The organism is Spirosoma sordidisoli (genome assembly GCF_004138325.1).
GTDB classification, from domain to species: Bacteria; Bacteroidota; Bacteroidia; order Cytophagales; family Spirosomataceae; genus Spirosoma; species Spirosoma sordidisoli.
Window position 1 is genome coordinate 85,775 of record NZ_SBLB01000013.1, and the last position, 26,014, is coordinate 111,788.

27 protein-coding genes and 1 pseudogene are annotated in these 26,014 nt (G+C 46.5%); 22 read left to right on the forward strand and 6 right to left on the reverse strand.

Features of this window, described 5'->3' with window-relative positions; all coding sequences use genetic code 11:
- Positions 1-141 precede the first annotated feature (141 nt).
- The 6 genes from EQG79_RS28990 (at position 142) to EQG79_RS29015 (ending at position 6,580) form a co-directional block, all read left to right on the forward strand.
- Positions 142-1,854, forward strand: coding sequence for a hypothetical protein (locus tag EQG79_RS28990; protein WP_129606482.1), 1,713 nt, complete (start codon positions 142-144; stop codon positions 1,852-1,854).
- 568 nt (positions 1,855-2,422) lie between these two features.
- Positions 2,423-3,673, forward strand: coding sequence for a hypothetical protein (locus EQG79_RS28995; RefSeq protein WP_129606484.1), 1,251 nt, complete (start codon positions 2,423-2,425; stop codon positions 3,671-3,673).
- Positions 3,674-3,683: 10 nt separating this feature from the next.
- Complete coding sequence (locus EQG79_RS31675; protein WP_394343330.1) at positions 3,684-4,301, forward strand: porin family protein; 618 nt, start codon at positions 3,684-3,686, stop codon at positions 4,299-4,301.
- An 808-nt stretch (positions 4,302-5,109) separates the two neighbouring features.
- A complete protein-coding gene (locus tag EQG79_RS29005; protein WP_129606488.1) occupies positions 5,110-5,385 on the forward strand; it encodes a hypothetical protein in 276 nt (91 codons plus the stop codon).
- Between the two features lie 116 nt (positions 5,386-5,501).
- A complete protein-coding gene (locus EQG79_RS29010) occupies positions 5,502-5,921 on the forward strand; it encodes a hypothetical protein (protein WP_129606490.1) in 420 nt (139 codons plus the stop codon).
- A 284-nt stretch (positions 5,922-6,205) separates the two neighbouring features.
- A complete protein-coding gene (locus EQG79_RS29015) occupies positions 6,206-6,580 on the forward strand; it encodes a nuclear transport factor 2 family protein (RefSeq protein ID WP_129606492.1) in 375 nt (124 codons plus the stop codon).
- A 925-nt stretch (positions 6,581-7,505) separates the two neighbouring features.
- On the opposite strand, the gene EQG79_RS29020 is transcribed toward EQG79_RS29015, so the two are convergent.
- From EQG79_RS29020 to EQG79_RS31400, 4 genes and pseudogenes are all read right to left on the reverse strand, one after another.
- Positions 7,506-7,724 carry a BLUF domain-containing protein gene (locus EQG79_RS29020; RefSeq protein WP_240699499.1) on the reverse strand — a complete coding sequence of 73 codons (219 nt, stop codon included), beginning with the start codon at positions 7,722-7,724 and terminating at the stop codon, positions 7,506-7,508.
- A gap of 302 nt (positions 7,725-8,026) precedes the next feature.
- Complete coding sequence (locus EQG79_RS31510) at positions 8,027-8,275, reverse strand: DUF1016 domain-containing protein (RefSeq protein WP_262708644.1); 249 nt, start codon at positions 8,273-8,275, stop codon at positions 8,027-8,029.
- Positions 8,253-8,546: pseudogene (locus tag EQG79_RS31680) on the reverse strand (PDDEXK nuclease domain-containing protein). The gene EQG79_RS31510 and the pseudogene EQG79_RS31680 overlap by 23 nt, the downstream one beginning before the upstream one ends.
- Before the next feature lie 12 nt (positions 8,547-8,558).
- Positions 8,559-8,804 carry a DUF1016 N-terminal domain-containing protein gene (locus EQG79_RS31400; protein ID WP_317126277.1) on the reverse strand — a complete coding sequence of 82 codons (246 nt, stop codon included), beginning with the start codon at positions 8,802-8,804 and terminating at the stop codon, positions 8,559-8,561.
- 620 nt (positions 8,805-9,424) lie between these two features.
- On the opposite strand from EQG79_RS31400, the gene EQG79_RS29030 reads away from it, so the two are divergent.
- From EQG79_RS29030 to EQG79_RS29055, 6 genes are all read left to right on the forward strand, one after another.
- Entirely contained in the window at positions 9,425-10,063 is a 639-nt protein-coding gene (locus EQG79_RS29030) for an ArdC-like ssDNA-binding domain-containing protein (RefSeq protein WP_240699500.1), read from the forward strand.
- Entirely contained in the window at positions 9,981-10,331 is a 351-nt protein-coding gene (locus EQG79_RS31405; RefSeq protein ID WP_240699501.1) for a zincin-like metallopeptidase domain-containing protein, read from the forward strand. The genes EQG79_RS29030 and EQG79_RS31405 overlap by 83 nt, the downstream gene beginning before the upstream one ends.
- A 516-nt stretch (positions 10,332-10,847) precedes the next feature.
- Positions 10,848-11,291 (forward strand): hypothetical protein, encoded by a 444-nt coding sequence (locus EQG79_RS29040; protein ID WP_129606498.1) that lies wholly within the window; start codon positions 10,848-10,850, stop codon positions 11,289-11,291.
- A gap of 280 nt (positions 11,292-11,571) precedes the next feature.
- A complete protein-coding gene (locus EQG79_RS29045) occupies positions 11,572-12,081 on the forward strand; it encodes a hypothetical protein (RefSeq protein ID WP_240699502.1) in 510 nt (169 codons plus the stop codon).
- A 68-nt stretch (positions 12,082-12,149) separates the two neighbouring features.
- On the forward strand, positions 12,150-13,379 hold the full coding sequence (locus EQG79_RS29050; protein WP_129606502.1) for a DUF5712 family protein: 1,230 nt from the start codon (positions 12,150-12,152) through the stop codon (positions 13,377-13,379).
- Positions 13,380-13,436: 57 nt separating this feature from the next.
- A complete protein-coding gene (locus tag EQG79_RS29055) occupies positions 13,437-15,365 on the forward strand; it encodes a type IV secretory system conjugative DNA transfer family protein (protein ID WP_129606504.1) in 1,929 nt (642 codons plus the stop codon).
- Positions 15,366-15,425: 60 nt separating this feature from the next.
- Here EQG79_RS29055 and EQG79_RS29060 read toward each other — a convergent pair whose 3' ends face one another.
- The gene (locus tag EQG79_RS29060) at positions 15,426-16,247 is read right to left on the reverse strand and encodes a helix-turn-helix domain-containing protein (protein ID WP_165358980.1); all 822 of its coding nucleotides are present in this window, start codon (positions 16,245-16,247) and stop codon (positions 15,426-15,428) included.
- Positions 16,248-16,340: 93 nt separating this feature from the next.
- Here EQG79_RS29060 and EQG79_RS29065 point away from each other — a divergent pair, with 93 nt between their 5' ends.
- Complete coding sequence (locus tag EQG79_RS29065; protein ID WP_129606508.1) at positions 16,341-17,243, forward strand: SDR family oxidoreductase; 903 nt, start codon at positions 16,341-16,343, stop codon at positions 17,241-17,243.
- A 191-nt stretch (positions 17,244-17,434) separates the two neighbouring features.
- Here EQG79_RS29065 and EQG79_RS29070 read toward each other — a convergent pair whose 3' ends face one another.
- Positions 17,435-18,025 (reverse strand): SDR family NAD(P)-dependent oxidoreductase, encoded by a 591-nt coding sequence (locus EQG79_RS29070; protein WP_262708647.1) that lies wholly within the window; start codon positions 18,023-18,025, stop codon positions 17,435-17,437.
- A gap of 760 nt (positions 18,026-18,785) precedes the next feature.
- Here EQG79_RS29070 and EQG79_RS29075 point away from each other — a divergent pair.
- From EQG79_RS29075 to EQG79_RS29115, 9 genes are all read left to right on the forward strand, one after another.
- Positions 18,786-19,637: a sensor histidine kinase gene (locus EQG79_RS29075; RefSeq protein WP_165358981.1), complete on the forward strand. Its 852-nt coding sequence runs from the start codon at positions 18,786-18,788 to the stop codon at positions 19,635-19,637.
- Positions 19,634-20,362, forward strand: coding sequence for a LytR/AlgR family response regulator transcription factor (locus EQG79_RS29080; protein ID WP_129606512.1), 729 nt, complete (start codon positions 19,634-19,636; stop codon positions 20,360-20,362). Before EQG79_RS29075 ends, EQG79_RS29080 begins: the two co-directional genes overlap by 4 nt.
- A 284-nt stretch (positions 20,363-20,646) precedes the next feature.
- On the forward strand, positions 20,647-21,468 hold the full coding sequence (locus EQG79_RS29085; protein WP_129606514.1) for a hypothetical protein: 822 nt from the start codon (positions 20,647-20,649) through the stop codon (positions 21,466-21,468).
- 443 nt (positions 21,469-21,911) lie between these two features.
- A complete protein-coding gene (locus EQG79_RS29090) occupies positions 21,912-22,514 on the forward strand; it encodes a porin family protein (protein ID WP_129606516.1) in 603 nt (200 codons plus the stop codon).
- A gap of 170 nt (positions 22,515-22,684) precedes the next feature.
- Positions 22,685-22,807 carry a hypothetical protein gene (locus EQG79_RS31515; RefSeq protein WP_262708645.1) on the forward strand — a complete coding sequence of 41 codons (123 nt, stop codon included), beginning with the start codon at positions 22,685-22,687 and terminating at the stop codon, positions 22,805-22,807.
- Between the two features lie 92 nt (positions 22,808-22,899).
- On the forward strand, positions 22,900-24,039 hold the full coding sequence (locus EQG79_RS29100) for a hypothetical protein (RefSeq protein WP_129606518.1): 1,140 nt from the start codon (positions 22,900-22,902) through the stop codon (positions 24,037-24,039).
- A gap of 129 nt (positions 24,040-24,168) precedes the next feature.
- The gene (locus tag EQG79_RS29105; protein ID WP_240699506.1) at positions 24,169-24,459 is read left to right on the forward strand and encodes a winged helix-turn-helix transcriptional regulator; all 291 of its coding nucleotides are present in this window, start codon (positions 24,169-24,171) and stop codon (positions 24,457-24,459) included.
- 392 nt (positions 24,460-24,851) lie between these two features.
- Positions 24,852-25,391, forward strand: coding sequence for a hypothetical protein (locus tag EQG79_RS29110; protein ID WP_129606522.1), 540 nt, complete (start codon positions 24,852-24,854; stop codon positions 25,389-25,391).
- Between the two features lie 83 nt (positions 25,392-25,474).
- Positions 25,475-25,756 carry a hypothetical protein gene (locus tag EQG79_RS29115; protein WP_129606524.1) on the forward strand — a complete coding sequence of 94 codons (282 nt, stop codon included), beginning with the start codon at positions 25,475-25,477 and terminating at the stop codon, positions 25,754-25,756.
- The last annotated feature ends 258 nt before the right edge of the window (positions 25,757-26,014 follow it).

Below are 26,014 nucleotides of genomic sequence, written 5' to 3' on the forward strand. Positions count from 1 at the left end.
TCACGCATTAACCCTATCAATTATGTTGACTTAAGACCTTCTCTGCCCTAATTTTAGAGACAAAAAAAGCCCCACGACAGTTTGGCGACAGCAGTGGGGCTTTAAGTAGTTCGATGTTTCCTTATCAAACCTGACAAACGTATGAAAAATCTTTTAGCGTATCAAACGTGGGTCGTTATTTTAGTATTAATCGCTGCGGCCTCCTGTTCCCGCCAAGAGTTCTTTGAGCCTCTAATCAGTAGTGATAATCCCATTTCGGTTTCGGAAACAAAGCCTTGGGTCGAGCGTTTTGTTAAACGAGACAGCAATGCTACTCAACGATTCTCGAACCATGTATTTATATGGAAACAAGCGGTAGTGAAACAACTACCCAATAGGACATCCTACGTTCAGGTCCCCTTGGCTGAAGCAGCTGGTGGCAAACGCGTCATAGTTGATCCAACGACAAAGGCGCAGATACCGGCTCCGCTCCTTCAAGCAATTATTCACAAGGATGTCAAAGGTGAGTTTCAGATCCGGGTTATGGAATTAACGCCTGATGCTGAGTACACCAATTTGCACCCAGGATTTACGGGGGACGCTGATTATACGGGGATGCAGCTTCTTTGGGATTGGGCCGGTAAGGTCGTTGGCGGAAACCGCTACGAGAAAGGCAAAGTGGTTGGTCGAGTGATGCCCAACCAAGCGGGGAGTCCGAATGCCCGCAAAATGCAATACTGTGAAGACTGGCTTCGTCAATATATATACATCGGCTGCACCAACCGCTACAATGAAACGACCGTTGTTGGAACGGTGCTATATTATCGGTTAGGGACGTATCCGCCTACCCCTCAGCGCCCGAATGAAGTAGCGCCAGGCTCCTATATAAGCTGTGATGTCTGGCAAAACGGTGGCGGGCCTGAATACTTTCAAATTTGTACCCCTGACCCAACGTATGACCCCTTCAACCCTAGTAATCCAAGCAATCCCTCCAATCCGTTCAGTCCATTAACGGGTTCAGGAGCTACGGCTCTGCTGGAGCTTTACAATAACAAAAAAGCCTTATTTGGTCCGTGTCCTGGTCTGACCGATAGCTGGCGCTATCAGATCGATCACCGAGCCACTACCGCAGTAAAAGATAAGCTGAATCGATTGGCAACATTTTCTCCTTTTAATCAGGGACTTTTCCCTTCATATCCGAACGTACCACAGGATTGGTATGTCCAATCGATCTCTTCGGCCGTTGGTACGCTGGTAAATTTAGATAATTTCTCCGTTTTTATGGACGATCTGCCCATTGTAGATGGTCGACGACTCTCCCTAAATGAGTTTGCTGAGTATGTTCGATTACATATAAATGACTTTGTTGATACCTCACTGAGCTCATTTTCACCCCACCCACTCACCGGCGAGAACGAAGCGGGTCTATGGGGGAGTAATTACGCCACGGGGGCTGTCATATTGATCAATATTCCAGGCGACGCCGGCTCAGTTATCGTAACCGAACATCACCAAGGTCAGGAGTCTGCGGGATGGACGTTTGCCACAATCCATGACGCGTTTGTTCAGGATCATCCCGTTAGTGGAGTCCGTACGTTTAGCATCTACGAAACGGCAGGAGGATACATGTTTAATACGCAAGGGGCCGATCGGTTGACTAATTATTTAGGGCATTTTGCCCAGCAGAGCCTAGGCATACCTTTCGATCAGGCGGATGCGCTGTGGATCAGCATGCAGAACAAGATGTATCAATTCCTCACAACTCATGGAGCGCAACCTCAAATTTTACAGCCGGTGAGAAACCGGCCGAAATGGGACGACGTGAAAAGAGCACTGGATGAGAATCGTTCTTTAAGCACGTTGCCCTGTAACTAATGCAACTCGGGAAAGTAATTTTAAAAGGCTTGGTAACTCTTCTAGTTTGCTTGCTAACGCATGCGATTATCTTAGGTGTATCCCCCAACTTCTTTAGCGTATACGTTGAAAAGATTGGGGGATATACGGGAGGTTATTCAATCGAAAACCAATTGATAGGCATACGCTACGCGTTGTTTCTTCTAGCAATTTATGGCTTTTGGTTGCTTTATCTACCCGGTTTTGCCATTTACAAAATTGTGATTGATAAATTTCGAACGAGTACATATCTCAATCACATCGTTATCGGGGCTATCGTGAGTATGGTGTATTCACTACCGGGTATCCTCTTGCAAAATAGTTTAGCAGGAAATGTAGCACGTACTGCCATACACTGGGTCACCCTGCCATCCGCTATTTGCATTGGCGTTGTATACGGGTTGCTATACCGAGGTTGGTGGTATAAAGATCGAGAAGAGCAATGACTAGGCTGTACTTAAACTCGGTATTGCAAGGCTAATTCACTATTTCCTAGTAGAGTTCAAGCCCGATCAACAATATACAATTCATTTTTTACTGGAACAGCGCTATGAAAAACGTTTGCTTAAGCAGTCTGCTTGTCGTTTTGTTTTTTTTAAATCTGCCATCCGTATTGGCCGGTTCGATGCGGATTTATTATCAAAATCCTGCTACGGTCTTCTTCGCCCAACAAATAGGAACTTATCAAAATGGCCAAACGGCTTACATCGATTGCAGCCTTAACCAAACGATTTATTTATCACCCTTTGATGACTCTGATTTTTCGCCGATTCAAGGCGTGTCGGACTGGAATGTGTCATCCAATTTTAGTTATTACATCTACAACGAGGATCACACACAAAGAAATAACGTGATTGTGCTCACGATGGATCCGAACTTTAATGTTGGCTCCGTGTCGGCACGCGTTTACAATACCTTGGTTACCATTTACATCACGCGCCGGTCGACGCCCAGCCTGACGATTACGCCAACACTCTGCTCAGCAGGACAAACGGGCGATTTTTCAGCTACGCTTAACTACTACGGCCCTAATTCAGCCAATGTCGTCTGGCAGGCAACGGGTGGTATTACCGTAAATGGGGGATCGAGCTACCGGGTAAACGATAATACCATAAGCCGTGTCACGGTACAACACAATTCGTATGGAACCTTGACGGTATATGGAGAGGTACCGGGTTGCAGTAATATGCAGACCAACCCAGTCACTTATCACATTGGTACGCCTACCAGCAGCGACTTAAACTTCACCGGCAGTCCTGACCCTGGTTCTTCACTATGCAGCGGTCAGACGTATAGCTTTACGTCGCATCCAACCTTGCCCCTCTCACAATACAGTTACAACTGGTCTATTCCCCAAGGTAGCAGCAGCGTGGGCTACTATTATGGCTACGGCCCGAACGTTTCCGTAGCGCCAACGTCAGGGACAAATCCTGGAGGATTTATCGTTCAGGTCGAGGTGACGAATTCGGCCTGTGGTACGACGGGCTCAACCTCCCGTACCTTTTTTAAGAGCAATTGTGGCGGATCCTATCGCGTGGCTAACAATCCAACCAGCAATACGCTAACAGTACTCTTTGACCCAATCGATGAGGTCGAATATTTGCCTGTCCGTATGCAACTAGCGCGCGAAAAAACAGGGGTCGCTAAAGAAATTAAAATTAGGGAAGAAATCTCAAAACAAGACCTTAAGGGCGGATTACACATTGATATAAACGTTCAGGATTTGCCTAGGGACACCTACTATATACAGGGTATTTACGAGAATGGTAAAGTGGAAAGTGTACGGGTTATTATCAACTAAACCTGTTACTATGAGACGGCCATTGCTGATCCTTGTGATCTGGGTTTGTGCGTGTATTAACTCTGCCCTCGTACGAGGGCAAGTAAGTGTTATCTATAGCGCAGGCGTGAAGAGCGGCATAACTATGTCTCGTTTTATCGAGAAGGGAACACGAAATGACTATTTGGTCTCGTATCTAATTGGCTTGTCGATAGAACAGCGATTTACTCAGAGAGTATCCCTGTCTTATGATTTGTTGTATTCAAGGCAGGGAAATATAGTGTTTCTGACAAACCCGGGCCCGTTCGATAAAGTGAGAACAAAGTACAATTATTTTACCCTACCGGTTTCGCTTCGGTGCCGATTCAAACGACACCCTGTTATACTCTCACCAGGATTTCAAGTGGGCTATTTGGTCTCGAATCGAACTGATTTTTTGCCCAAAGGCGGGTATACGAATAGTATTCCCTTCCTTAAGAGATCCGATTTAGGATTTTCTTTTGGGTTGGGTTATCGTTTCGGTACGCATTTCTTCGGCGAAGTCAAATACTTTGAGAGCCTCATACCCCTTTTTAAGGTAGCCCAGGCTGAACGTTACAATCAGACTATCTCTGCAAATTTGACCTGTTATCCATTTACAAAGAAGTAACGAGAACAGGCCGCTCTACTAAATAAATAGCGTCCATCACTAAAGTACAACGCTTGGCACTGCTAATTGGTGGCCAAGCGTTGTACTTTAGAACTCTCCTGAATGAGACGAAGAAACGTTCATAGATGGACTCCCGCTCTAGACAACGAAGTGTTCCTACATCGGCTCTTTAAATTGGGCAATTAAAGAGACAGAAAAATAATTAAAAATAAAAGAAGAAAGCGTCCGATGAAGTTGTGTCAATCACTTGTAAACGGATAAAGTTGTTCACCTGATGCTATTTAATTCATTGGGCGTTAACTACCGCGAAAGCTTTCTTGATTTTTGCCCTTGCGTTCTGACTGGGACGAGTGGTGAAATTTTATACAATTCGGCCCTCCATATCAATCAACACGTAATGTGGGTAAGCGTTGATGGCGTAAGCACTTTCTAACTTCTTCGCCCAAGTCTCATTCGCGCACAAGTTGATTGTTTGTAGCTCTACCTGCTTGCTCTTGGCGCGCTAATCAGCGGGTGAGGCATGGGTGGGAATTTCGGGGATATTGACTACCTCGTTTCACTGTAAAATGACCAGGCACTTCACTGTAATATACAGCTGTGTATCAGCCCTTTGCTAGCAATGATTCTTTTCTGCCCCTTGGTCAGTTATTCGCGAAATACAGTGCTCTCGATGACTGGAATTACCATTATAGGCCTTCTTATGGAGAGAACTTTTCCAACAAGCAAGCCCGCCATTAAATGCATCCAGACCACTCCACAGATAAACGGCCTCGCTAATTCGTACTTTTAGGGCTTCAAGGCGAAGCGTATGCGAACCGATAGTGGAATTAAAAATGTCGTGACCTTTCGGCTCACCGGAACGCCGGACGGGAACTTACTGGTGCGTTTTTATCACCTGGATATTGCCAGCCAGGAGGCCGTCAATTGGCATATTGCCGAGCAATTGGTGGCCGGTCAGATGAGTGCCGAGGTCTTATACGAAGGGAATTTGCAGAACAATACCGTTTATCCGACTGCGATTTACAAGCTTTTGGACCGGGTCGAGGTCTACGTTAACTGCGTGCGGATCGAGCGGGTAAAGTAGAATTATTTTACGCTCTAGTAATCATAAGCTCACTTATACAACAAATGAAAAGGTAATATTTACTTAACATTATGATAATGGTCAAGCAGTTAATTTTACGAGAAAACAAATTCGTTATGAAAACCATCACTCTACTTTTTTTGCTTTTGTGCAGTCTCGTTAGCTGTCAGAAGTCATCTAATGAAAATATAGTACCTGACATTGCAGGAGTTTACTCAATTACTACACTTCGAAACATGGAAAATGAAGTGCTTAACTTTCCAACCCTTTCTACAGATGGAAAAGCCGTAATCACTTCAGAAATAGAGATAACAAAGATTGATAACTATCAAATCAACATTCTCAGAAAAGGAATCGCCTACGGAACTTCTTACACCGATCCACTTGGTTTGTTCGATATTCGTAAAGACGGTAGCGAGTACGTTGTGTATAAAGATGGTCTTTATATTGGTAGTTTAAATGGCAGTAAGGTTTACTTAAATTTTGCCGGTAAGAGCAAGAATACAATGATTTCGTCTATTCTAGCTGATAGATAGAAAAGAGTCATATACTCCTCATAATGACAAAAGTACAATGCCTGGCTATTCATTGAATTAGCTAGGCGTTGTACTTTAACTAGGAGTGTTGTAGAACTGTTGTTATGTATAGGTAGTAGATAAAGATAAGTTCGCACGATATACCAGTCATACTATTGGAAATGTGAAAGACTGTCAATACTCGCTTAACCTCAACATATACAAATTAATTATCAAGTCACGCCGATTATGCTTAAGGGTGATACAAGTCCATTTTTGTGGGAGAAACTAACAAATTGTTGTGTATGAACCCGTCGGAGCAGATTCAGGAGATGGAGAGAAGACTCCTCAAAGCCATGCTTGCCAATGATGTGAGTGAACTTGATTCACTTATATCGGACCAAGCTGTTGTTGTTGAACCAGATGGACGATTATCAAATAAGATTGACGATGTAGCTGCTCATCGGGATGGTTTACTTCGTATTCTTACAATGGAACCCCAAGAGGTGACTACTCAACTTATCTCTGAAGGAGTGGCTGTTGTCTTTGCACTTATGAAAATGCAAGGAACCTACCAAGATCATGCCTTTGGTGGTCGTTATCGCTACACTCGTGTTTGGCATAATCAGGGTAGAGGTTGGCAAATTTTTGCGGCTCACATTAGCCCAATGCCAAGTTGATATTTTTTTGATACCTTCACCTCGCTTAGAATAGCAGTTATATAAGTGCCACTTATGTTAATCTCAATTATTCTTGCGCATTAGATTCTGTTATTATCCAACCATGATCCAGTAAGTCAGCAATGAAATGGTCGGTCGTGTCAGTGCGCACTATCAACCCATTAGTACGTTCTTTAAATTGTTTAGCGAATTCGAGCATGAATAGCGATAATGAAGCGGTAGCGAGCTCAGGACTCATACTGCGAAGTTGTTCAACTAATTGAGTCGGTGAACTTGCTTGGAGTTGAATCGACTTTTTAGTTGGTTGAAACGGCATAGCCAAGACGTTAAGACACAGTTGAAGTTGCCCCGAAGAAAATTCATAATGTCTTGACAAGTAATTGGTTGAAGTTAAAAATATACTAAGAAGTCGATACCGAGAGACTACTCCCAAGACTGTCCACTGTACGACGGATTACCTAGTTTGACGTGCTATGGTCTAGCTTGTGTAAAGATGAGCTATCTCACCAAAAAGCTCACGCCCGTAGAACGCGGGAAAACTAGGCTGATTTCCGCCCTTGCTCGATAGCTTGCTTTTCTTCGAAAAGAAAACATCTCCCACAGGTTGTACAAACGAAAGCCATGGTAGGCGTGTCGCGATAGTTTTCTCTTTCAATGACCAAGTGGTCGCATGGCGTATTACCCTGTGATATCCATTTTTCTCTTAGAGCCTTTGCCTCTTTCATATCCATACTAATAGTAACTCAACAAAAACTAGACGGCCTCAAACTACCAACCTGGGTGAGCCTACGGTCAGTGCGTGGTTAGGGAAAGAGAGACTAAGAGCGTACTACTGAATCGGGCTTAGATCTTAGACTAATCGCTTTACATAGTAAGCGCTCTAATTCGTGTTATAGAACGCTTGGATCAGATCTAGAATAGACTGTTAGTTAGGATTGAGGGCTTTTTTATTATTCAGATCAACGATGACGTTAATTTCGTCAAGTTGACTCGTTGTCAGCGCTTTATAACCCATGTTCCAAGACGAAAAGAGGCGTTGATTAACTGATTGACTAATCAAAGTGGTTACATCCGTATGTCTTTTGTCCCGCTGAATACGGTCGTAGAGCAAGCTTAGCTTATACTGATTTGTAATTTCAGTCATCGAGGGCACTGTATTTCGCCAATAACTGACCAAGGGGCAGAAAAGAATCATTGGTAACAAAGGGCTGATATACAGCCGCATATTCTGGTCAGTTTGCCGTGGAACGCCTGGTCAGTTTACAGCGAAACCAGGGGGGGCAATATCCCCGAAACTCCCATGCAAAGCGCAGGGCGCGGTCTTTTATCTCAGTCCAACTTAGGGCCATTAGGTATCAGTAAAGGACGAGATGAATGTTAACTAGAAAGCAGAGTAGGGAAACTTAATGGATTCAGGTACGTAGTTGCTTGAATCATCACCTTGGTTCATTCAGCGGTAGTATCCGATTCGTCGGCGACCCCCTTTTCCTGACGCAGCCGCTCCTCGATCTCTTCGATCGACGGTAGTGTGCTTTTGAGGTTATCGGGCAGCGACTCCATCAATTTGTACTGGGTGATGCCGATTGGCTTGTGAAAATCCCGTAGCGCATATTCTGCTATCAACTTATCGTGTCGGCGGCAAATCAGCAAACCGATACTTGGGTTGTCAAATTCACCCCGAAGCTGATCGTCCACGGCCGACAGGTAGAACCGGGACGCCGGAGCGTTTCAACTTACCGACAAATTCCGGCTCGAACTCGACAACCTTCAACTCAATAACCAGGTATGACCGCAGTTTAAGATGGTAGAAAAGAAAGTCGATGGCAAATTCCCGATCCGATACTTCTGTTGGATATTGTCAACCAACGAATGAGAACCCTTTACCGGGTTCCAGCAGGAAATTAGTGATGTGTTCGACCAGAACGTTTTCTAAATCCCACTCCTCATACTTTTCGGTTAAGGTCAAAAAATCGAACAGCTATGGATTTTTCAGCGACTGCTGGGCCAGATCAGAGAAGGGTTCGGGTAGTGTCCAGTCAAAATTCGTGATCGCCTTCCCCGACCGCTCCCGGTACTTTGACTCAATTTGCGGCACCATCACGTCCCTCGACCAGCCGTTTTCAACCGTTGCCTGCATATAAAATAGCTTCTCATCAAGGTCTCTTATTTTATCCAGTAGCGTGGTGTGATGGTACCAAGTCAATTTTGCAGGCGTCGCCTGCAAAATTGACTCTCTTCCAAATTGACTGTCTAGATAGGCAGCCGCGAACGATCGCTACGGCGCCCCGTTTCATGTACCGCAGATTCCAAGGCGACATACCCGTTATGGTAGGGAATTCGGCTTTCAAATCAACTACTAAGCGAACGACAACCTTTTGCCCCCACCCCTGCTGTTTTCCTGCTCGAGAATGATGTTGCCGATCCGCCAGTAGAGTGCCAATAGTTCTGCATTGGCAGCTAGGGTAGCACGTAGCTGGGTTGTGCGAATCTCATGACTAAGCTTTTCAAATAGCTTAATGTAGTCGCCCGGCTGATTTGTGGCTGGAAGCATTAGTGCTTAATTGGTCGTGTTCAAGCTTAAATATACCAGTTAACTGATAAACTAATATACCAGTATCATTTAGTTTTTCGCGAAATGTATAAAGTGTGTCGTTGCCCTAAAAGGGGCCACAGCGCAAAATAGGACGCACCGGGCCGAAAAGGCCCCACGCGGATGTGCGTCATTGTGATAGAATTGAAGGGAAGAAAAAGACACACTTAATTGGTACACTGTTATTTTAATATATTATTATAATGATATAATACGTAAATTAGTACCGTAGTTAACGTAAGAACAACAGCATTATGAACGCACAGAAGAAAGCCAAATTTGACATTTACGAATTCATTAACGAGCAGGTAGTTAAGCAACTAGAGAAAGGTGTTTTGCCTTGGCGTAAACCCTGGAAAGTGGCCATAGTAAAGGGTCAGCAATATAGTATTCCTCACAACTATGCTACAAAGCGACCTTACACCGGGGTGAACGCGTTCCTGCTGGCGCTTACCCCCTACCGTACTCCCATGTTTTTGACGTTCAATCAAGTAAAGGAGTTGGGAGGCACGGTAAAAACAGGGGCAGCCAGTTTACCAATTGTTTTCTGGAAACCAATCAAGCCGGGCCGCCGGGCAGTAAAGGATGAAAAGGGCAAGGAAGAGTATAAATTAGTGTTGCGGTATTACCGGGTGTTCAATATTGAAGATACCACCCTATCTATAGAGATTAAAGACCCCGAGCAACAGCCGGAGCCGGTTGTCATTGATAGTTGTCAGCGCATCATTGACCAGATGCCGAACCGCCCCCGCTTGGTAAACAATGACCCGGCCCGGTGCTACTACACACCGTTTTTTAGATATAGTCAATATGGCACCTGCTCAGAACTTCAGGAGGGCAGCCGATTATTACAGCGTCCTATTTCACGAATTAGTACACGCTACCGGTCATAGCAGCCGATTAAATCGGGCGGAGATTACAGAAATGGCATCTTTCGGGTCGCAGACATATAGCAAGGAGGAATTAACAGCTGAGTTGGGCGCTGCTTATCTCTGTGGCGTGACTGGTATTAGTGCCATTACTATTGACAACAGCACCGCTTATATTAATGGTTGGCTGAACAAGCTACGAGGAGACAAACGGTTTTTCTTTGAAGCCGCCCAGAAGGCACAGAAGGCCGTTAACTATATTCAAAACCTTAACCCACAATACGAAGCCTGAGCCCCTCCCCTACTGCCTGCCAACCGGTGGGCAGTAGGATAATTTTTCAAAATGTGGAACAGTACAATCGCATTGACGACCCAGATAAAATTCGTTGCTCCAAACCGATACCCAAGCGAATGCCAGATTACTATTTATCGGCAATCAGGCATTGTGATCGCAACTGATATTGATAAAGGTATGAGCCGGTCCGCCGTTGCGGTCAAGTTCGACTTTGGCGACAGTAAGCACGGTCCGACGGGTCGGTTTTGGAATCCTAATTGGACACATATTCCTCCGGACGGTTTTAAGAAGATGATTCAAATTGCTCAAGAAACGTAAGACATGTAATGTAAGTCCGCCACGATAGTATGATATTATTATCGTACTCTCGTGGTATATCAGTTTATTTTATAATCAGGTTGTATCATTCTTATAGCACGAAAGTAAGAAAAATGCTGTTTAAACGATTTAGACAAAGGATTTAAGTGATTTTGCCTGTTCTTTACAGCTTATAATTACTAACCTTTGTTGTGCATGCTAACGGATGTCCCCCCAGTCAAGCGTAAGCTGATCGATATTGTTAGAACCTACCAGGGTTTGCTGAAGCAGATTGATGGCTACTTGAAACAGGATCTGGAGCACCCCGAAATAGCCGCCTACTTAGGATTAAGCCTGACTAACTACTATACAAAACGGCGGGGTGAGCGCAGGTTTTCCTACCAGGACGTTCGCCTGCTTCTCGAACGATTCGGTAGCCAAGAGGAGATAGCGCACTACTGGGAATTCATCGAGGTAAGGGATAAGGTTTATAGTTGCCTGCAAGATTCACACATACCATTAGTTCAATACCGACGTTTACTGAACCTGCAACATTATCGGGATCTGGCCCGACGAAGAGATCACCCGGATACCTGGCGTATCGAAGACCTGGAGCTGGTTGGGCGATTTATGGAATCAATCGCGTACTGCATCGGCTAAAAAGGGGTGCTAATTTACAGTCCCCGACTCTTTCCGCAAATCATCAAATTCATGTAATTTCGTTAGCCTATTTAGCTACTAGGATCAATAGGCATATTGCCTTTTTTGTAGATAGCAAGATAAGAAATTATAACCAACTGAAAGTCAATTGTATAGTTGGTCCAATACTGTAAAATAGTGTACATTTAACATTTAACAGTATTGATATTCAGCTAGTTGGCTCATTTGAACTGTACACTTTTATTTGTAAGTGCCTGATTTTTAGATGGAGCGAGAAACTGTGAAGATTGACGCGGAGGTAGCTCAACGCGCCCGCGATCAGGTCAAGAAATTAAACCAGAAATTGGCTCGTAAGAAAGGGCCTGGGAAACCTCAAAAAATTACACTCAATGAATTTCTCAGTAGGGCCGTTGACCACTACATCGAGTTAGGGTATGACCCCAGCCGGGAGGACGACAGGAATCCGTTAAAGGAAACCGTCGTACGTACTACCGACCGAATTATAACCTATCTGCAAAGCCATGAGAAGTGGTATATGGAACCGGTCAGGCAGCATCTTGAAAAAGTAGATGCCCGGCTGGAGCAGTCGGAGCTGCCTGGTGCAGCAGAACCACCAGCAGATCTTAAATTTATCAAAGAGATGAGTTTGTTCGGCTACCTGACAAGTGACCTGGTACTGAACCTGCTGTTTCATCAGTACCGTGATACTCCCGACGATTTAGCCGAGATTCAGACGTGGGCAGCCAAACGGTATCAGGAACGGTACGACGAATTGATGCAGAAATATTGATACACTACAATACTGTGATCTTATAATATAAAAATATTAATATCACAGTAAAATAATATACCAATTGCATGGTAATTCGTGTACTTCCAGCCAGTAAAGGAGGTATTTACTCGAACGCTGGCTCATCCCATTTTTTAGTCAACTATCTCGAACACGAAGCGCGGGAAGAAAGGCAGCAGGAGCAGGCCCCGGCAGGGGACAGCATGCCGGGCAGGGCTATCTTTTTCGACCAGCAACGAGAGGATATTCGAGCTGAGGAAGTTCAAGAGCGCATTGATGGAAATGTTCAGGGAGTGCAGAAAGGCAAGCCGATGTTTCACTCTTTAGTCATTTCGCCAAGTCAGGATGAACTCCGGCATCTGAACGATGATCCCGATAAGTTGAAAGCATATACCCGACAGGTAATGGAAAACTATGCGGCTAACTTTACTCAGAAGCGTAAGGAATCGTTGATGAGTAACAGCCTTGTCTGGTACGCGACCATTCACCGGAGCCGCCATTACTCAGGATTGGATGATGCCGTGCAGACGGGGCAGGTACAAGCCCGACAGCGTAAGAAGGGAGAGCAAACGCACATTCACGTTATCGTATCGGCACGGGATCGAACCATGAGTCGTTCGCTTCATCCCGATGCAGGCAGTAGCCAATTCAACTATAAAACCTGGCTGCAAAAGAATTACAAAGATTTTGAACAGGCGTTCGGCTGCAAAATAACGGTAACAGAGAAACAACACCAAGAGCGGTTAGAAAAGCAGATCGCCCGACTGGATAGGTTGGGCCTGTCACTCGACCGCGAACGGATGATGACCGTTGGCCGACAACATGCGTATTCGACTGATTTCTGGAAAGGTATGAGCCAGATCGAACGGGGTGTCAAGCACGGGAGCATCTTCACTGCAAACCAGGCTTATGACCGGCTGAATGCCGCTACTGAGCCGAAAGCAAAAAATGCCCGGCATCAGCGGGACGATAGCCGGGCTTTTCAATCGTATGAACCGGGCAAAAGGACACAATCTGAACGGGCTAGGAATCATCAACCATTAATGGCAAAACTCGTGGCCCCGGTTGGGGAGAAACCCAAACGGGATAGTACTGCTCCCCCCGAGCCGAGGCCGTTGACTGGTAAAGAAGCCAAACCAGAACTAACAAAATCAACCAAAAAACAGGAAGTTAAACCAGGTCGTACCGATCTGAGTCCGTTGATCAGTGCGCTCCGGTTCGAGAGTGTACCGGAGACAGGAGCGCAGGCCCGCAGTCAGGACGACGATTACCAACGGCGAATAAAACGTCGTCGATAATGGCCCGGTTAACTTTGAACTGATTGCGTAAAGAGACTTAATTCAACAAACAATTCGATGAACCAGAACCGTAATGCCGTACTATTATTGGTTGTACTTGTTGGCCTGCTGGTAGGGGGCGAATATTTTCTATTACTACACGTCAAGCCGAGTTCAGCAGTTTGGTACACTAAACTGCTGAACCTATATACGAAAGGCGGTTGGCTCTTCCGGGTGCTGTTTGCACTGATAATCCCGATGGCTTTTGCCCTACCCGATGATACTAAAAGCTACGGCAGCGGCCGCCCGGCGGAACTACAAAAGGATAAACGCCCGGCAAAGAAGGTGCAGCTCTTGGTTCTGTTGGGCTACCTCATTGGCGTAGCACTATTGGGTACGGCGCACCGGTTTCCGTACCAATTCGCTTACATTGTACCGGTAGGAGTGGGGGTAAGCACTCTATTTGGCATCGGTGTTGGAGCCTGGCTATTGCGTCCGCAACCTAAGAGACCGATAAGTGAAGACCGAAAGGCAGGTGTATCAAAAAAAGGGTTCCAGTTTCGGACGACATCGAGCGGCTGGATCAAAGTGCCTAACCCATTTCGGGGGGTGTTTATCACTGGTGGTCCCGGTTCCGGAAAGTCGGAGTCGTTGGCCAAGCCATTTATCCGGCAGGCCCTGGCACAGAACTACTGTGGCATCCTGTACGACGTTAAATTTCCCGAACTGACAAAGTATGCTTACCACTACCGCAAGCTGAACCCTGATGCAACGACGCGCTTCTGTATCCTCAATTTTCAGGATATGAACCGGACGCACCGGCTCAACCCGATTGCGCCGGATAATATACCGACTATCACCTACGCAGAAGAATACGCCCTGGCACTTCTCAAAAATCTGCAACAGGAAATCATAGAGAAGCAGGACTTCTGGTCGCGTTCCTGCACGGCTGTCTTAACCGGCTTGATCTGGTACTTACGCAAGCACCATCCGGCTCAATGTACTTTGCCCCATGTCGTAACGCTGATCACGAAGATGCCTTATGACAAACTGATGACGCTTATCGGCAGTGACTCGGAATGTTTGAGCTATGTCATGAGTGTTATTACAGCCATCGGCAATAAGTCCGCCGATCAGCTATCGGGTGTTATCGGTACGTTACAGAACACATTGGCCAAGTTGGCCACGCCAGAGGTATTCTGGGTCATGTCGGCTACTGACGAAGGGTTTAGTATGGATCTGAACAACGCCAACAATCCGATCTTCCTTTGTTTGGGTGGTGACCGCGAGGTAATGGATTCACTACGACCGCTACTGGGATTGTACACGACTGTAGCCGTGAAACGAATGAACCGTCAGGGCAAGCATCATTCCATTCTGTTGCTGGATGAGGCTCCGACCATCTACATTCCAAACTTCGAGCAGATACCCGCGACGGGCCGGAGTTCGCAAATTGCTACGGTCTATATGTGTCAGGACTTGTCTCAGGTACGTAAATATTACGGCGAGAAGGAAAGCCAGATGATTTTAGGAACGCTCAGCAACCAGTTCTACGGAGCAGTGTCAAGTGCGGAAACGGCCAAATACGTCAGTCAGTTGATCGGCAAGCACGAGGTAATTACGCCGGAGGAATCCCGCGACAACCGCCCGGCGTTTGACCTCAGTAGCCTATTCGAGGGACGGCACCAGCCGCAGCGGGGCCGCAGCACTATCAGTTACCGCAAGCAGGAACGCCCGATTGTGAATCCCGAAGACCTGCATGAATTCGACAAAGGCGAATTTATCGGCTTTACCGTCGAGTCAAAGCAGGGCCGCTTTTGGGGCCGGATCGCGCTGGAGCCGGATGAACAACCCGTCAGAAACCTGCCCAGGTTTTCGTCCCAGTATGACTTACAAACCAACATGGACAGCATCGTACTGGATTGCGCGACGATTTTGGGGTTGGCAGACGCAGAGGTAGAACGACTACTTTCGTCCCATGAAATTATGGCTATTTATAAAAGGTAATGTACTGACGAAATCACTTGATTTCCCAAAACTCCGGCGCAATAGTCGTTCACGCCGGAGTTAATAAAACTTTCCTGGCTGACTCATGCACAAACTTTGCTCAGCCAGCTGCTTCATGAATGCGCTGGGTGCTAATCCGGTGAAGAATTTAAAGTCCCGAACCAGATGGCTCTGGTCGTAATAACCATAGCTGACAACCAGATCGGCCCAGTCCGGCAGGGTAGGTTGCTGAGTCAGTAACTGAGCCAGCAATGCTTTATACCGGACAAACCGAATCATGGCTTTGCCTGAATACCCTACCTGGTGCTGAAACCGGAGTTGTAGGGTGCGGACCGAGAGGTCATGTTGTTGGGCAACGGCTTTGATAGGATCTACGAGCGTGTGCCGAAAGTGCGGAATTGTATCCAGCAGCGGTTGCATAGCGGTATTCATAGGGGTCAGATTCCTCGCTGCGAAATCACTGAAGCACTGGGTACGCTCGTCCGTTGAGGACAGATTGGCCAACTGTGTCCACAAGTCGGTCAGGACAGCCAGTTCCAGCACGACATTTGTGGCCACCTGACCCGGTTGCCGAAGCAATTGGCCAAACAGCCGATAGAAGCCATTCAGGGTAAACATGACGACCATCAGATCAGCACTGGCCTGTAGATTGTAGCGCAGTAACGTCTGCAAAGGACCGATTATCGCCACACGTTGAATCGTATAGTACTCCTTACCCAACCAGATGGGTAGCTCGGAGCCAAAATTAAACGCCAGCAGCATCTCATAGTTGGGCAGTAGCTGTTGCGACACGGTAGGCACTTCGGGGGGCTGACGAACCACGTAGAAATGGCTGAATACACGCGATAATCGGTCATCGGCTTCAATCAATTGCGTCTCCATATGTGGCATTTGCTTTCGTTTTCGTACAAGTGGGGCCATTGTAGGTAGCCTACTTTTGTAGCGTTGATTAACAATCAACCAATTCGTAAACACATGAAAACGCCCTTAGATTCAGTTCATCAAACTACGCCCGGCATCCTCATTACCGGAGCGACAGGCAACATCGGCACTGAGTTGACCAAACTCCTGGCCCACATGAGTATCCCGTTCCGAGCAATGGTTCGCCATGCAGAACAAGAAACGAAACTGGCCTCATTGCCGGGCGCAGCGGTCGTGGCGGGTGATTTTAACGACGTAGATTCGCTGGCTGATGCCCTGCACGGCATAGAGCGTGTCTTTTTGCTGACTCCCTCTTCCGAGCAGGCTGAAGAACAGCAACTGCGCTTTGTTGGTCAGGCTAAACAGGCTGGTGTTCAGCACATTGTTAAGCTCTCCCAACTGGCCGCTGACGAGCAATCGCCCGTTCGGTTTCTGCATTACCATGCCGTCGTGGAGCGGGCCATTCGGGAGTCGGGAGTAGACTTTACCTTTTTGCGGCCCAACCTGTTTATGCAAGGCTTGCTTAGTTTTCGCTCGACTATCGCCGGGGCGGGTCAGTTTTGGGCCCCCATTGGCAACGCCCCCGTCAGTGTGGTGGACGTGCGCGACATTGCCGCCGTAGCCGTGGCCGCGCTAACCCAGGCGGGTCACGCCGGAAGAAGCTATACGTTGACGGGTCCCGACTCGCTCACTCACGCGCAGATGGCCAGTCAGTTGGCAACCGCTCTTGGCAAGCCTGTATCGTTTGTGAACGTTAGCCCGGAACAGATGCGGGCTGCACTGAACCAAATCAGTTTTCCAGCCTGGCAGGCGGAGGGGTTAATTGAAGATTATGCCCATTACAGCCGCCATGAAGCGTCAGCAGTCTCATCGGATGTGCAGGCCGTTACGAGGCAACCCCCGCGCCCCTTCGCCGAGTTTGCCAGGGATTATGCCGACACCTTTTTGCCTGTCTGACGAAACAAAAAAAGGTTCGCTCTGCCGCGGAGAAGTACGTTTTCTCTACGGCAGAGTGAGCCATCTACCGGTGCCTTCGCTTCCGGGTACACTTCCAAATAAGCAAGATATCCTCGTCAGTACTCAACCCAGCCCCAATTGGACGATTGCAGCAGGAAGTATGAGCTACTGAGCTTGTAGACGACGGTCACCTACGCAGATCCGGTGGATACGGTCAGGGCTTCCCACTGCGCCATATCATACGCATCCTGACCCAGTAGCAAATGTAGGGGCGGGTTAGGCTCTTTGGCAATTTGAATCATGGCGGCTGCGGCCTTCACCGGATCGCGGGGCAGGTTGCCCCGAATCTGTTTCTGATGAGCCGCTTCCGACTGCCGCACCAATGCATACTCCTGCATTGACCCTGCGGGAATCCGCATCGAACCCGACGAGAGAAACTCGGTGCGGAAATAACCCGGTTCCACGATAGTTACGTTGATGCCGAAGGGAGCCACTTCGGCCGCCAGCGATTCGGATAAGCCCTCAACGGCAAATTTGGTGGCACAGTAAATGCCCCAGCCGGGAAAGCTACTCGTAATGCCGGCAATCGAAGAAAGGTTGAGGATATGCCCGGTCTGCTGTTGTCGCAAGTGGGGCATCACCTGACGAATTACGTTTAACGTCCCAAACACGTTACCCTCGAAATTGGCCCGGGCTTCGTCGTCGGTTAGTTCTTCCAGACTACTCAACTGTCCATAACCCGCGTTGTTGAGTACCACATCAATTCGCCCAAATTGCTCAATAGTAGCCTAAATAGCCTGTATCACGCTGGACTCAGTCGTCAGATCGACGGCCATGGACAGAAAATTAGCCCATTCGATGTCTACTGCCCGACGCAGTTTTAGTACTTGACTATTTTTTGAACTATTACACTTTAGGCTTACTGTAAGGTTTTTCCAGTGTCCAGTATTGATCAATTTTCCGGTTGACATGTACAAACAGCCTGTTCAGATAATATAATTTGTCATCAGTGATTGCCCCCATACATTTGTCTTACGGTTTGGCTACGGAATGGAGAATAATTGTATGACGTGATTTTTTGACGAATAGCAAGGCCAGAGTAAGTAACTCCTTCCTCAGATGTAACATGAATCATTTAAAAGTCAAAATAAAACTAATTGACATGAAAAAGATACTATCAGATCACTTGGTAGAAATCCTGTTCATGGCATTATTAGCGGCAAGTTCAACCTCCTCTTTATTGTACTTCATCACACCACTAAATTCGTAACATTCAGTTGATGTGAAGTTTTTCAAATTCCTGTAAGCATGTTTAAAGCGGCAATAAATTTCTTGAGAGTGAACAACAAGCGATTGGTTGCATTGGCTTTGTTCTCCTTAATTTTTTACGGCTCATTCTTTTTTATGTCGTACGTGGTCAACCCAGCACAGACCATACGAAGTGTTACGAGTCAGAGAAATTTTTCTTTAAATCTTCTGATTTTTGTGATTGAGTCAGTGATCACTCATTACATTTTAATTTTTGAAGTAATACTTCCTGCTATGCGCAAAGAGCGCAGTCGTTCTAAGGTATGGGCAATCGGGATACTGTTCTTTCTGGTAAAATTTACCTTCAATTACTATTCCTTTTTAGTTGAGCGAAGGGATCAGGAGCGCAGCAGTACTTTGTCCTCTTCAAGTGTTTTGCCTGAGAACAGTGTTATCTGGTTATTACTCATGTCTTATCTGTACGTCCTTGTTATTAGTTTTTCCGCAGCGCTGCTGGTCGAATGGGTTCAAAAAGGAAAAGAGCGTATCCTGCTGGAGAAGCAAAAAACCGAAGCCGAACTCAGCACCCTCAAGCATCAGATCAACCCCCACTTTTTGTTCAATTCGTTAAGCTTTATCTACGGAAAGGTCATTAAACAGGATAAAGAAACGGCCGATTCGGTACTAATGCTGGCTAATATTATGCGGTATGCTTTGGGGAAAAATACGGGTGTTGATGGTACGGTGAATATTATGGATGAACTGGAGCACATGAAAAATGTCGTTGAGATTAATCAGCGTCGCTATAACCACGAGCTGAACATTTGTTATGAAGAACAGATTGACGATCAGTCAATCCGCATTGTGCCACTCGTGCTGATTACACTGGTTGAAAACGCATTTAAACACGGCGATTTACATGCCTCTGACCATCCTCTGTTCATCAAAGTAGATAGCTCAATGAACGAGTTCTCGTTTGTCATCAGAAACAGAAAAGGAAAAGGTCGCAAAGAGTTATCCAATGGCGTGGGGCTTCGAAATATCACTCAGCAGCTCAGTTTGACGTATGGCGAACGTTGTCGATTTATCGTGGAAGACGACGACATGGATTTCAGTGTTTCACTAAACATATCGTTTCCTGTATGATAGACTGTATCATAGTTGATGATGAGCAACACGCCATCGATCTGCTAAAGGAACATATTGATAAGGTGCATTTTTTGCGTCTGGTAGGAACCGCTACAAACCCAGTAAATGGATTGGCAATGATCGCTGATCTCAAGCCAGGCCTTGTGTTTTTGGACGTACAAATGCCCAACCTTTCCGGCCTTGAAATGCTCAAACTTATTGGCAAAGACTGCCATGTCATTATGACTACTGCTTACAAGGAATATGCGCTGGAAGGCTTTGAACATGCCGTGGTGGATTACCTGTTGAAACCAATTTCTTTTCTGCGGTTTTTGAAAGCGGTTAACCGTTTATGGATCATTCACAATAGTATCCGCCCAGCCAATGAGCAAGATTATTATGTGTTTGTCAAAACCGAGCAGAAGGGAAAGTTGCTAAAGATCGATTCGCGCCGGATTACTTACATTGAGAGCCTGGGTAATTATGCAACCATTCATATGGATGATCAGCGAAAGATCACGGCTTATCTAAAATTGAGAGAACTGATTGAGCATCTTTCTCCTATGGGTTTCGTTCGCATACACAAGTCTTTCATTATTTCACTGAGTCATCTAACCGCTATAGAAGGTAATCTGGTACGCATATTGAACGAAGCGCAACCCATTACAATTGGCGAAGCGTATAAAAAAGATTTCTTTGAGCTGATCAATGCTAAATTGCTTTCCCTGCCCCCGGATAATTGAATGAATAGAGACGATTCATTATGATTCTAGCTAAAGGTATTTACAGTAAATATCTTTTTTATCTCACGACTACTCGTAGCCGTTACCAGGCATTCAATGAAAGCGATGCCTAAAATATCCTAGCAAACAAGACAAATGATTTACCAGTCGAATAGCCTTTTTCGAGGCTAAGTGCAACCCTATTTGCTAAAAATCAATGTTCAACTTAACAACTTATCAAAATCATGAAATGTAATTGCCTGCTATCAGTCTTATGGCTGATGTTACTCATATTCAGTGGAACAATGACAGACAGTTTTGCCCAGAGCAAAACCGACGCGGTCATCATGCTGGATGGAGAACGAAAAGAAGGGAAAGTTATCGGAATTCAAGCAAACACCGTCAAGTTTAAGTACGCCGGAGAAGAGCTTGAATACGAGCTGCCAAAAGAGAAAATTAGTAAAATTCAGTTTGCTGCCGGCCGTGTTGAGGTGATCAATGAGGCCCCGCAAACGGCCGCATCTCAGTCTTCACAACCGGCTCGATTTGCATCAGCCCCGACGGACCGCAAAAATAAAATAGCGGTGTTGCCTTTCCTGTTAGTGACCAATGAACCCGGGATACAATCAGACCCGATGAGTAAACGATTGCAAGCCAATTGTGCCAGCTCCTTCCGGCAAAATACCTCTAACATCATCGTGCAGGACCCGCTGACGACGAATCGGTTATTGGCAAAAAACAAAATTGATCTGAATGATGCCGCTGCGGTCGACCCTGAAGAGCTGGCGGTCGTGCTTGGGGTGGAGTATGTCGTTTTGGGTACGGTGGACGTAATGAACAAAGGCACGATCAGTACCGGGAGCGCGGCTACCACGTACAAGGACAAAGCAAGCCTAAACCGGGACAAAAACAGCCGAGACACAAAAGCGTCGGGTAGTGCCGTAACGAGTAACAATACCATTACAAACGCCAATTACGAGACCAAGGTTGCCCTGACTATCTATACGGACCGGGGAAGCACCTACTACGACAAGTCCAGAGGTGCGTTTGGTAACCAGATCGATTCGTATTCGAATACGTTGGATTACCTCATCAAGCGTACCCCTTTCGGTACGAAGAGCCGATAATGAAGCCAATCAGACAAGCGGGTGCCAAAATGCCCAGTGTTCCAACGGATTCATAAGCCCGTTCGTGCTGCTACGGCTTGCTTTAATCACCCGGCCTTGTTGACGCTTCCCAAAAAGCCCTGCTGGCTTCTTAGCTGGGTGTCACCCGTGAGACGTTCAGCCATTGTAGTACTGGCGTGACTTACATCATGTCATAATCGTGCGGTTCGTCACGCGCTGCTACGATCCGTGATGTTCAACTTTGCAAAGAAGACAACACCCGCTTACCCGGCCTTGCATTAAACTGCTCATATCAAGCTGGGTTTCTCCTGGTGTACGACTAAAACACGCTGCTACCAGCATTGACTAATGCCAGGTACTGATGGCGGTAATTGGCCAATCCGCCAATCTGATTTTCTCTCAATCCGGCCAATCTTTTTTTCACTTAAAACAACATTCATGTTATGAAAACCATCGGAAGTTTCAGTGTCGTATTGGGCATGTTGCTTATATCGACATCCACTTTTTCGCAAGTTTCCGCAAACTTTGGGCCTAAATTTGGCATCAATTACAGCCAACTTTCATTCTCCGGAGCGGACAGGAAAATCAACAATCGGTATGCCACCGGTTTCCAGGGTGGGGCCTTTCTGCGCATCAATGTTGGCCGGTTTTACCTGCAGCCTGAAGCAGTTTTCAACGAAAAGGGCAGCAAGATCTCTTTTGATGCCACTCCGGGCAACAGGATCGATGGGAAGGTAAAACTACAGTCCCTGGATATACCCCTACTGCTGGGGGTCAAGCTTATCGACGGCGAACGAATTAACTTACGGATTATGGCTGGTCCCATGTATTCGCGACAATTAAAGAATGAGTCGGCTGTCTTAGAAAAGCTTTCACCCAGCGCACGTTTCAAACAGCACCAGTATGGCTATCAGGCCGGGCTGGGGATAGACCTGGCCAACCTCATTCTTGAGGCCAGGTATGAAGGCGGCCTGGAGAAACTAATCCCTGAGTTAGATGGTCGTCCCGGTTCATTCGCTTTCAGCGTAGGCTTCAAAATACTGTAGCCGTAACCACCATTCCTATGTCAGAGGGAAATAAGGCTGTATTACTAACAGTAAATGCGTGCGTCGCCCAGGGCGACAGTGAAGGATTTCTGTCCTTTTGCACCGACGATTTTTCTTAAAGTTTTGTAGTCGAGAAGCCTCAGCAAGGTAAGGAAGCGGTTCGAGCCTATATGAAAGCGCAATACGTGGCACCACCGATGTTCAGGGCCGACAATCTGATTGCCGAGGGGGAGTATATTTCGGCAATTGGCTCGATCAGCCTGAAGGATGAAAGTGGGGAAATGATTGAGTAGGCTTACTGCGATGTGTGGCGTTTTCGCCAGGGCCAAATGGCCCAATTGAAAGCTTTCGCTATCAATACGTTTACTAAACAAGAATAAATGTTATGAAAAATTTTAGATTAGTTACAGCAGTTACTGCCTTCTCTTTACTGCTGTCTGCTGGTTGTGAGAAAGAACTGGATACGGTAGATAACCCGAATTTAGCTCAACAGAACGCTACCCAAGACGAGCCAAAAGCGGGTTCGGGCAGTTTCGCTCCTTATGAACCGCAATACCGCGCTTTGCTTTACCGGGCACTGGGGAATGTGGAGCCAACGCCCTGTAATAAAATTACGCCATTGCTTTTATGGACTGGCAAGCAAATTCTTGGTTGGAAAGAGAAGGCAGGATTTGTTCTTTCAGATACACTAGAAGGAAGCTTAAGGATGGTGGAGTTGGCTACTTATCATACAGCGTATTTTCAAAACAGTCCTGCTGAACAATATTATGGGCTTAACGGGGAATACACCCAGCCAATAAACAAAGGCTTTAGAGCACTGAAACGCTTCTGGGATATTCAGTCGAACAACATCATTGTGGTTGGCATGCATGGTTCCATGCTGCAGGACCGGAGAAAAGTGGTTAGAACGTTTCAAGTAGGATATGGCTATAGTGCGTACAAGGCTAATCAGTATGCCGACTCAGTAGCCACTTTACTGAAAACCTACCCGGAATACCTTAACGGAATTCATCCTGTTTTTACACTTAATGCATTTGCCGCCCCGGATACAGCCTATCCTGGTGTTGGTCAGGTGACGGCTAAAATTATCATGGGTGATGGCTTCTTGCAGGCCTATGAAGAGCTTGGTTACGGAGACGTTGCTCCGCAGGCTACTCTGGCCCATGAGTTTGGGCATCAGATTCAATATCAGTTGGGTATATTAAAACCGGGTATGAAACTAACCCCGGAAATTGCCCGCCGTGTCGAATTGATGGCCGATGCGTACGCTGCGTACTTCTTGTCGCACGCCCGGGGAGCGGCTATGCAGTGGAAGCGAGTGCAACAATTCCTGGATGTGTTTTTCAATAAGGGTGATTGCGAGTTTAACAATAACACGCACCACGGTACGCATACCCAAAGAAGGGCTGCCGCCGTGTGGGCGTACAACCTGGCGAACGATACCCGCAAACAAGGTGGTATTTTATCCAGTCGGGAATTTGCGAGACTGTTTGATGCTGAATTACCAAACATTGTTAAACAATAATCTTTAACCGATAATAGCGAAGAAGGCGGATGGAAATCCGTCTTCTTTAAGATAGAAAAGAAACGTATGCAGTGCGAGGCCCAACAGAATGACGAACACAAAAGAGCCATACGAGCCATTCAGGACTCAATGAACGTGTTGAGTGGAAAATGGAAAATCTCCATAATTTCCTCGATTTGCTACTACGGAAAGCGGAGATTCTCTGACATTTCGAACGACGTTGTCGGTATTACCAATAAGATGCTCAGTAAAGAATTGAAGGAATTAGAAGTCCGCCACTTGGTCAGGCGAACGGTGTTGGATACCTATCCCATAACAGTGCAGTATGAACTGACGGAGCAGGGCAAAACATTGCAGACGATTATCCATAAGCTGACCGAGTGGGGATTAGCCCATCACAAAATACAATTTGCCCAGTAGTTTATCCGTCTTTCCCAGCACCGACTTGGTTCAAACCTGATGCCGGGCGAGACATTGCTTAATACGTTTATTATTAGTGGCAATCCGCCTTTAACTTTACTCAGTAGTCCCTTTTGACTTGTAACAGTATAGTAGTGAATATAGAAGCACAGATGTATATCAGTCCGTTGTTACCAATGATTCTTTTCTGCCCCTTGGTCAGTTATTGGCGAAATGCAGGGCTCTTGATGACTGAAATTACTACGTAACCTACGACAATACTCTCACATAGCAAGTATTTAGCAAATTATACTTAGCTTTAGAATAAATTAACTTTAAACTAATATAAGTAACCAAAAGATTTTAATATGCAATAAAGGTAACTTTACGCCTTTTATACTACCTACTTATCGATGGCAGTATCACCGTCTACTTTTGTCTGGGAGGACCAACACTTTGTTATTCCGTTTGGCGTCATGCATTCCCGGGCTATTCGCAGCCAGCCGGGCGAGTTAGTTAATTTTGAGGTGTGCTCTTTCAACCATTATGCTACCCTCGATCTGCCTGCTTTGCAGGACTGGTACCGGGGCGCCACCTTTTGGGAGTTATTCCGCCAGGACGCCCGGCAGGGTTTGTTTCTAGCCTACCAACGCGTTCTCTCATCAGCCGTGACCCAGGAAGAAATATATTACTCGCCTGCTACCGGCAAAGAGTACTATTCGCTGCTCAAGCCCTGGCAGGATGGCGTATTAGCCATTGGATTAGCTCTGGACCGTCTGGACCAGCTTGATCAGCCGAAAACGCTGGTACTGCAGTCCCAGCCAGGTCCCCCACCCGCCTCCAATTGCATGCCGTCAGCTCAACCCGACCCTAGGATTACTTCTCTAAGCCGGCAAATGACCGCCTGCCAAAAGGTTGTTTATAGCTACTGCCAGACTTTGTTCAGCGTCTGACGACTCAACTTTACCCGTCAGTTCGAAATGGGGTGGTTAGTGGTTTATGCTCCCTTCCCACCTTATACATAGTTTAATTGACCATGAAAACGTCGGCTGAACAACTTATTTCCAATCTACAGGAGATTATCGCTCTGAAGCAGATCAATTTAATCCGGATCTACCACGTCGACTCCTCAGCCGCTGCCGGCTCTGTGGCGCTACACCAGCAGAGTGCCATCTGGTCATTTGGCAGTGAGTTCATCAAACTGGAGCAAACTGTATATCCCGTCCAGCAGGTACTGGCTTTTTACAACACGGATAACGTTCTCTCGCTCTATGTTCATAGCTTCGTGCCTCGTTCATACGGCCGCTTAATCACCTAACGGGCAACTAACGAGGATCTAAACGAGCCCCCATCAGGCGGGCCGATATAGTTTACATAGAAAATCTAACGTATAGCTACCTATCGTTCAAAACATTAGGTCATCTTTGAGTGCACACTCCTCTCTTTCCTAATGGATGAGCTCTCAACCAATCAGGCCGATGACCTCCTAAACTATCCTTTACGGATTCACTCACTGACGGAGCAACCCGCTTCGGCAGACTCGTTGGCTACCCATTCTTCTGGGGCGATTGTGACG

Excerpts from the sequence above, each read along its gene's own strand:
- EQG79_RS29100 (WP_129606518.1), top strand. The coding sequence starts at position 22,900 with ATGAAAAATTTTAGATTAGTTACAGCAGTTACTGCCTTCTCTTTACTG.
- EQG79_RS29050 (WP_129606502.1), top strand. The coding sequence starts at position 12,150 with ATGGTAATTCGTGTACTTCCAGCCAGTAAAGGAGGTATTTACTCGAAC.
- EQG79_RS29065 (WP_129606508.1), top strand. The coding sequence starts at position 16,341 with ATGAAAACGCCCTTAGATTCAGTTCATCAAACTACGCCCGGCATCCTC.
- EQG79_RS31515 (WP_262708645.1), top strand. The coding sequence starts at position 22,685 with ATGAAAGCGCAATACGTGGCACCACCGATGTTCAGGGCCGACAATCTG.
- EQG79_RS29085 (WP_129606514.1), top strand. The coding sequence starts at position 20,647 with ATGACAGACAGTTTTGCCCAGAGCAAAACCGACGCGGTCATCATGCTG.
- EQG79_RS29055 (WP_129606504.1), top strand. The coding sequence starts at position 13,437 with ATGAACCAGAACCGTAATGCCGTACTATTATTGGTTGTACTTGTTGGC.
- EQG79_RS29015 (WP_129606492.1), top strand. The coding sequence starts at position 6,206 with ATGAACCCGTCGGAGCAGATTCAGGAGATGGAGAGAAGACTCCTCAAA.
- EQG79_RS29030 (WP_240699500.1), top strand. The coding sequence starts at position 9,425 with ATGAACGCACAGAAGAAAGCCAAATTTGACATTTACGAATTCATTAAC.
- EQG79_RS31405 (WP_240699501.1), top strand. The coding sequence starts at position 9,981 with ATGGCACCTGCTCAGAACTTCAGGAGGGCAGCCGATTATTACAGCGTC.
- EQG79_RS29105 (WP_240699506.1), top strand. The coding sequence starts at position 24,169 with ATGAACGTGTTGAGTGGAAAATGGAAAATCTCCATAATTTCCTCGATT.
- EQG79_RS29075 (WP_165358981.1), top strand. The coding sequence starts at position 18,786 with ATGCGCAAAGAGCGCAGTCGTTCTAAGGTATGGGCAATCGGGATACTG.
- EQG79_RS31675 (WP_394343330.1), top strand. The coding sequence starts at position 3,684 with ATGAGACGGCCATTGCTGATCCTTGTGATCTGGGTTTGTGCGTGTATT.
- EQG79_RS29005 (WP_129606488.1), top strand. The coding sequence starts at position 5,110 with ATGCGAACCGATAGTGGAATTAAAAATGTCGTGACCTTTCGGCTCACC.
- EQG79_RS29110 (WP_129606522.1), top strand. The coding sequence starts at position 24,852 with ATGGCAGTATCACCGTCTACTTTTGTCTGGGAGGACCAACACTTTGTT.
- EQG79_RS28990 (WP_129606482.1), top strand. The coding sequence starts at position 142 with ATGAAAAATCTTTTAGCGTATCAAACGTGGGTCGTTATTTTAGTATTA.
- EQG79_RS29060 (WP_165358980.1), bottom strand. The coding sequence starts at position 16,247 with ATGGAGACGCAATTGATTGAAGCCGATGACCGATTATCGCGTGTATTC.
- EQG79_RS29090 (WP_129606516.1), top strand. The coding sequence starts at position 21,912 with ATGAAAACCATCGGAAGTTTCAGTGTCGTATTGGGCATGTTGCTTATA.
- EQG79_RS29020 (WP_240699499.1), bottom strand. The coding sequence starts at position 7,724 with ATGACTGAAATTACAAATCAGTATAAGCTAAGCTTGCTCTACGACCGT.
- EQG79_RS28995 (WP_129606484.1), top strand. The coding sequence starts at position 2,423 with ATGAAAAACGTTTGCTTAAGCAGTCTGCTTGTCGTTTTGTTTTTTTTA.
- EQG79_RS29010 (WP_129606490.1), top strand. The coding sequence starts at position 5,502 with ATGAAAACCATCACTCTACTTTTTTTGCTTTTGTGCAGTCTCGTTAGC.
- EQG79_RS29080 (WP_129606512.1), top strand. The coding sequence starts at position 19,634 with ATGATAGACTGTATCATAGTTGATGATGAGCAACACGCCATCGATCTG.
- EQG79_RS29115 (WP_129606524.1), top strand. The coding sequence starts at position 25,475 with ATGAAAACGTCGGCTGAACAACTTATTTCCAATCTACAGGAGATTATC.
- EQG79_RS29040 (WP_129606498.1), top strand. The coding sequence starts at position 10,848 with ATGCTAACGGATGTCCCCCCAGTCAAGCGTAAGCTGATCGATATTGTT.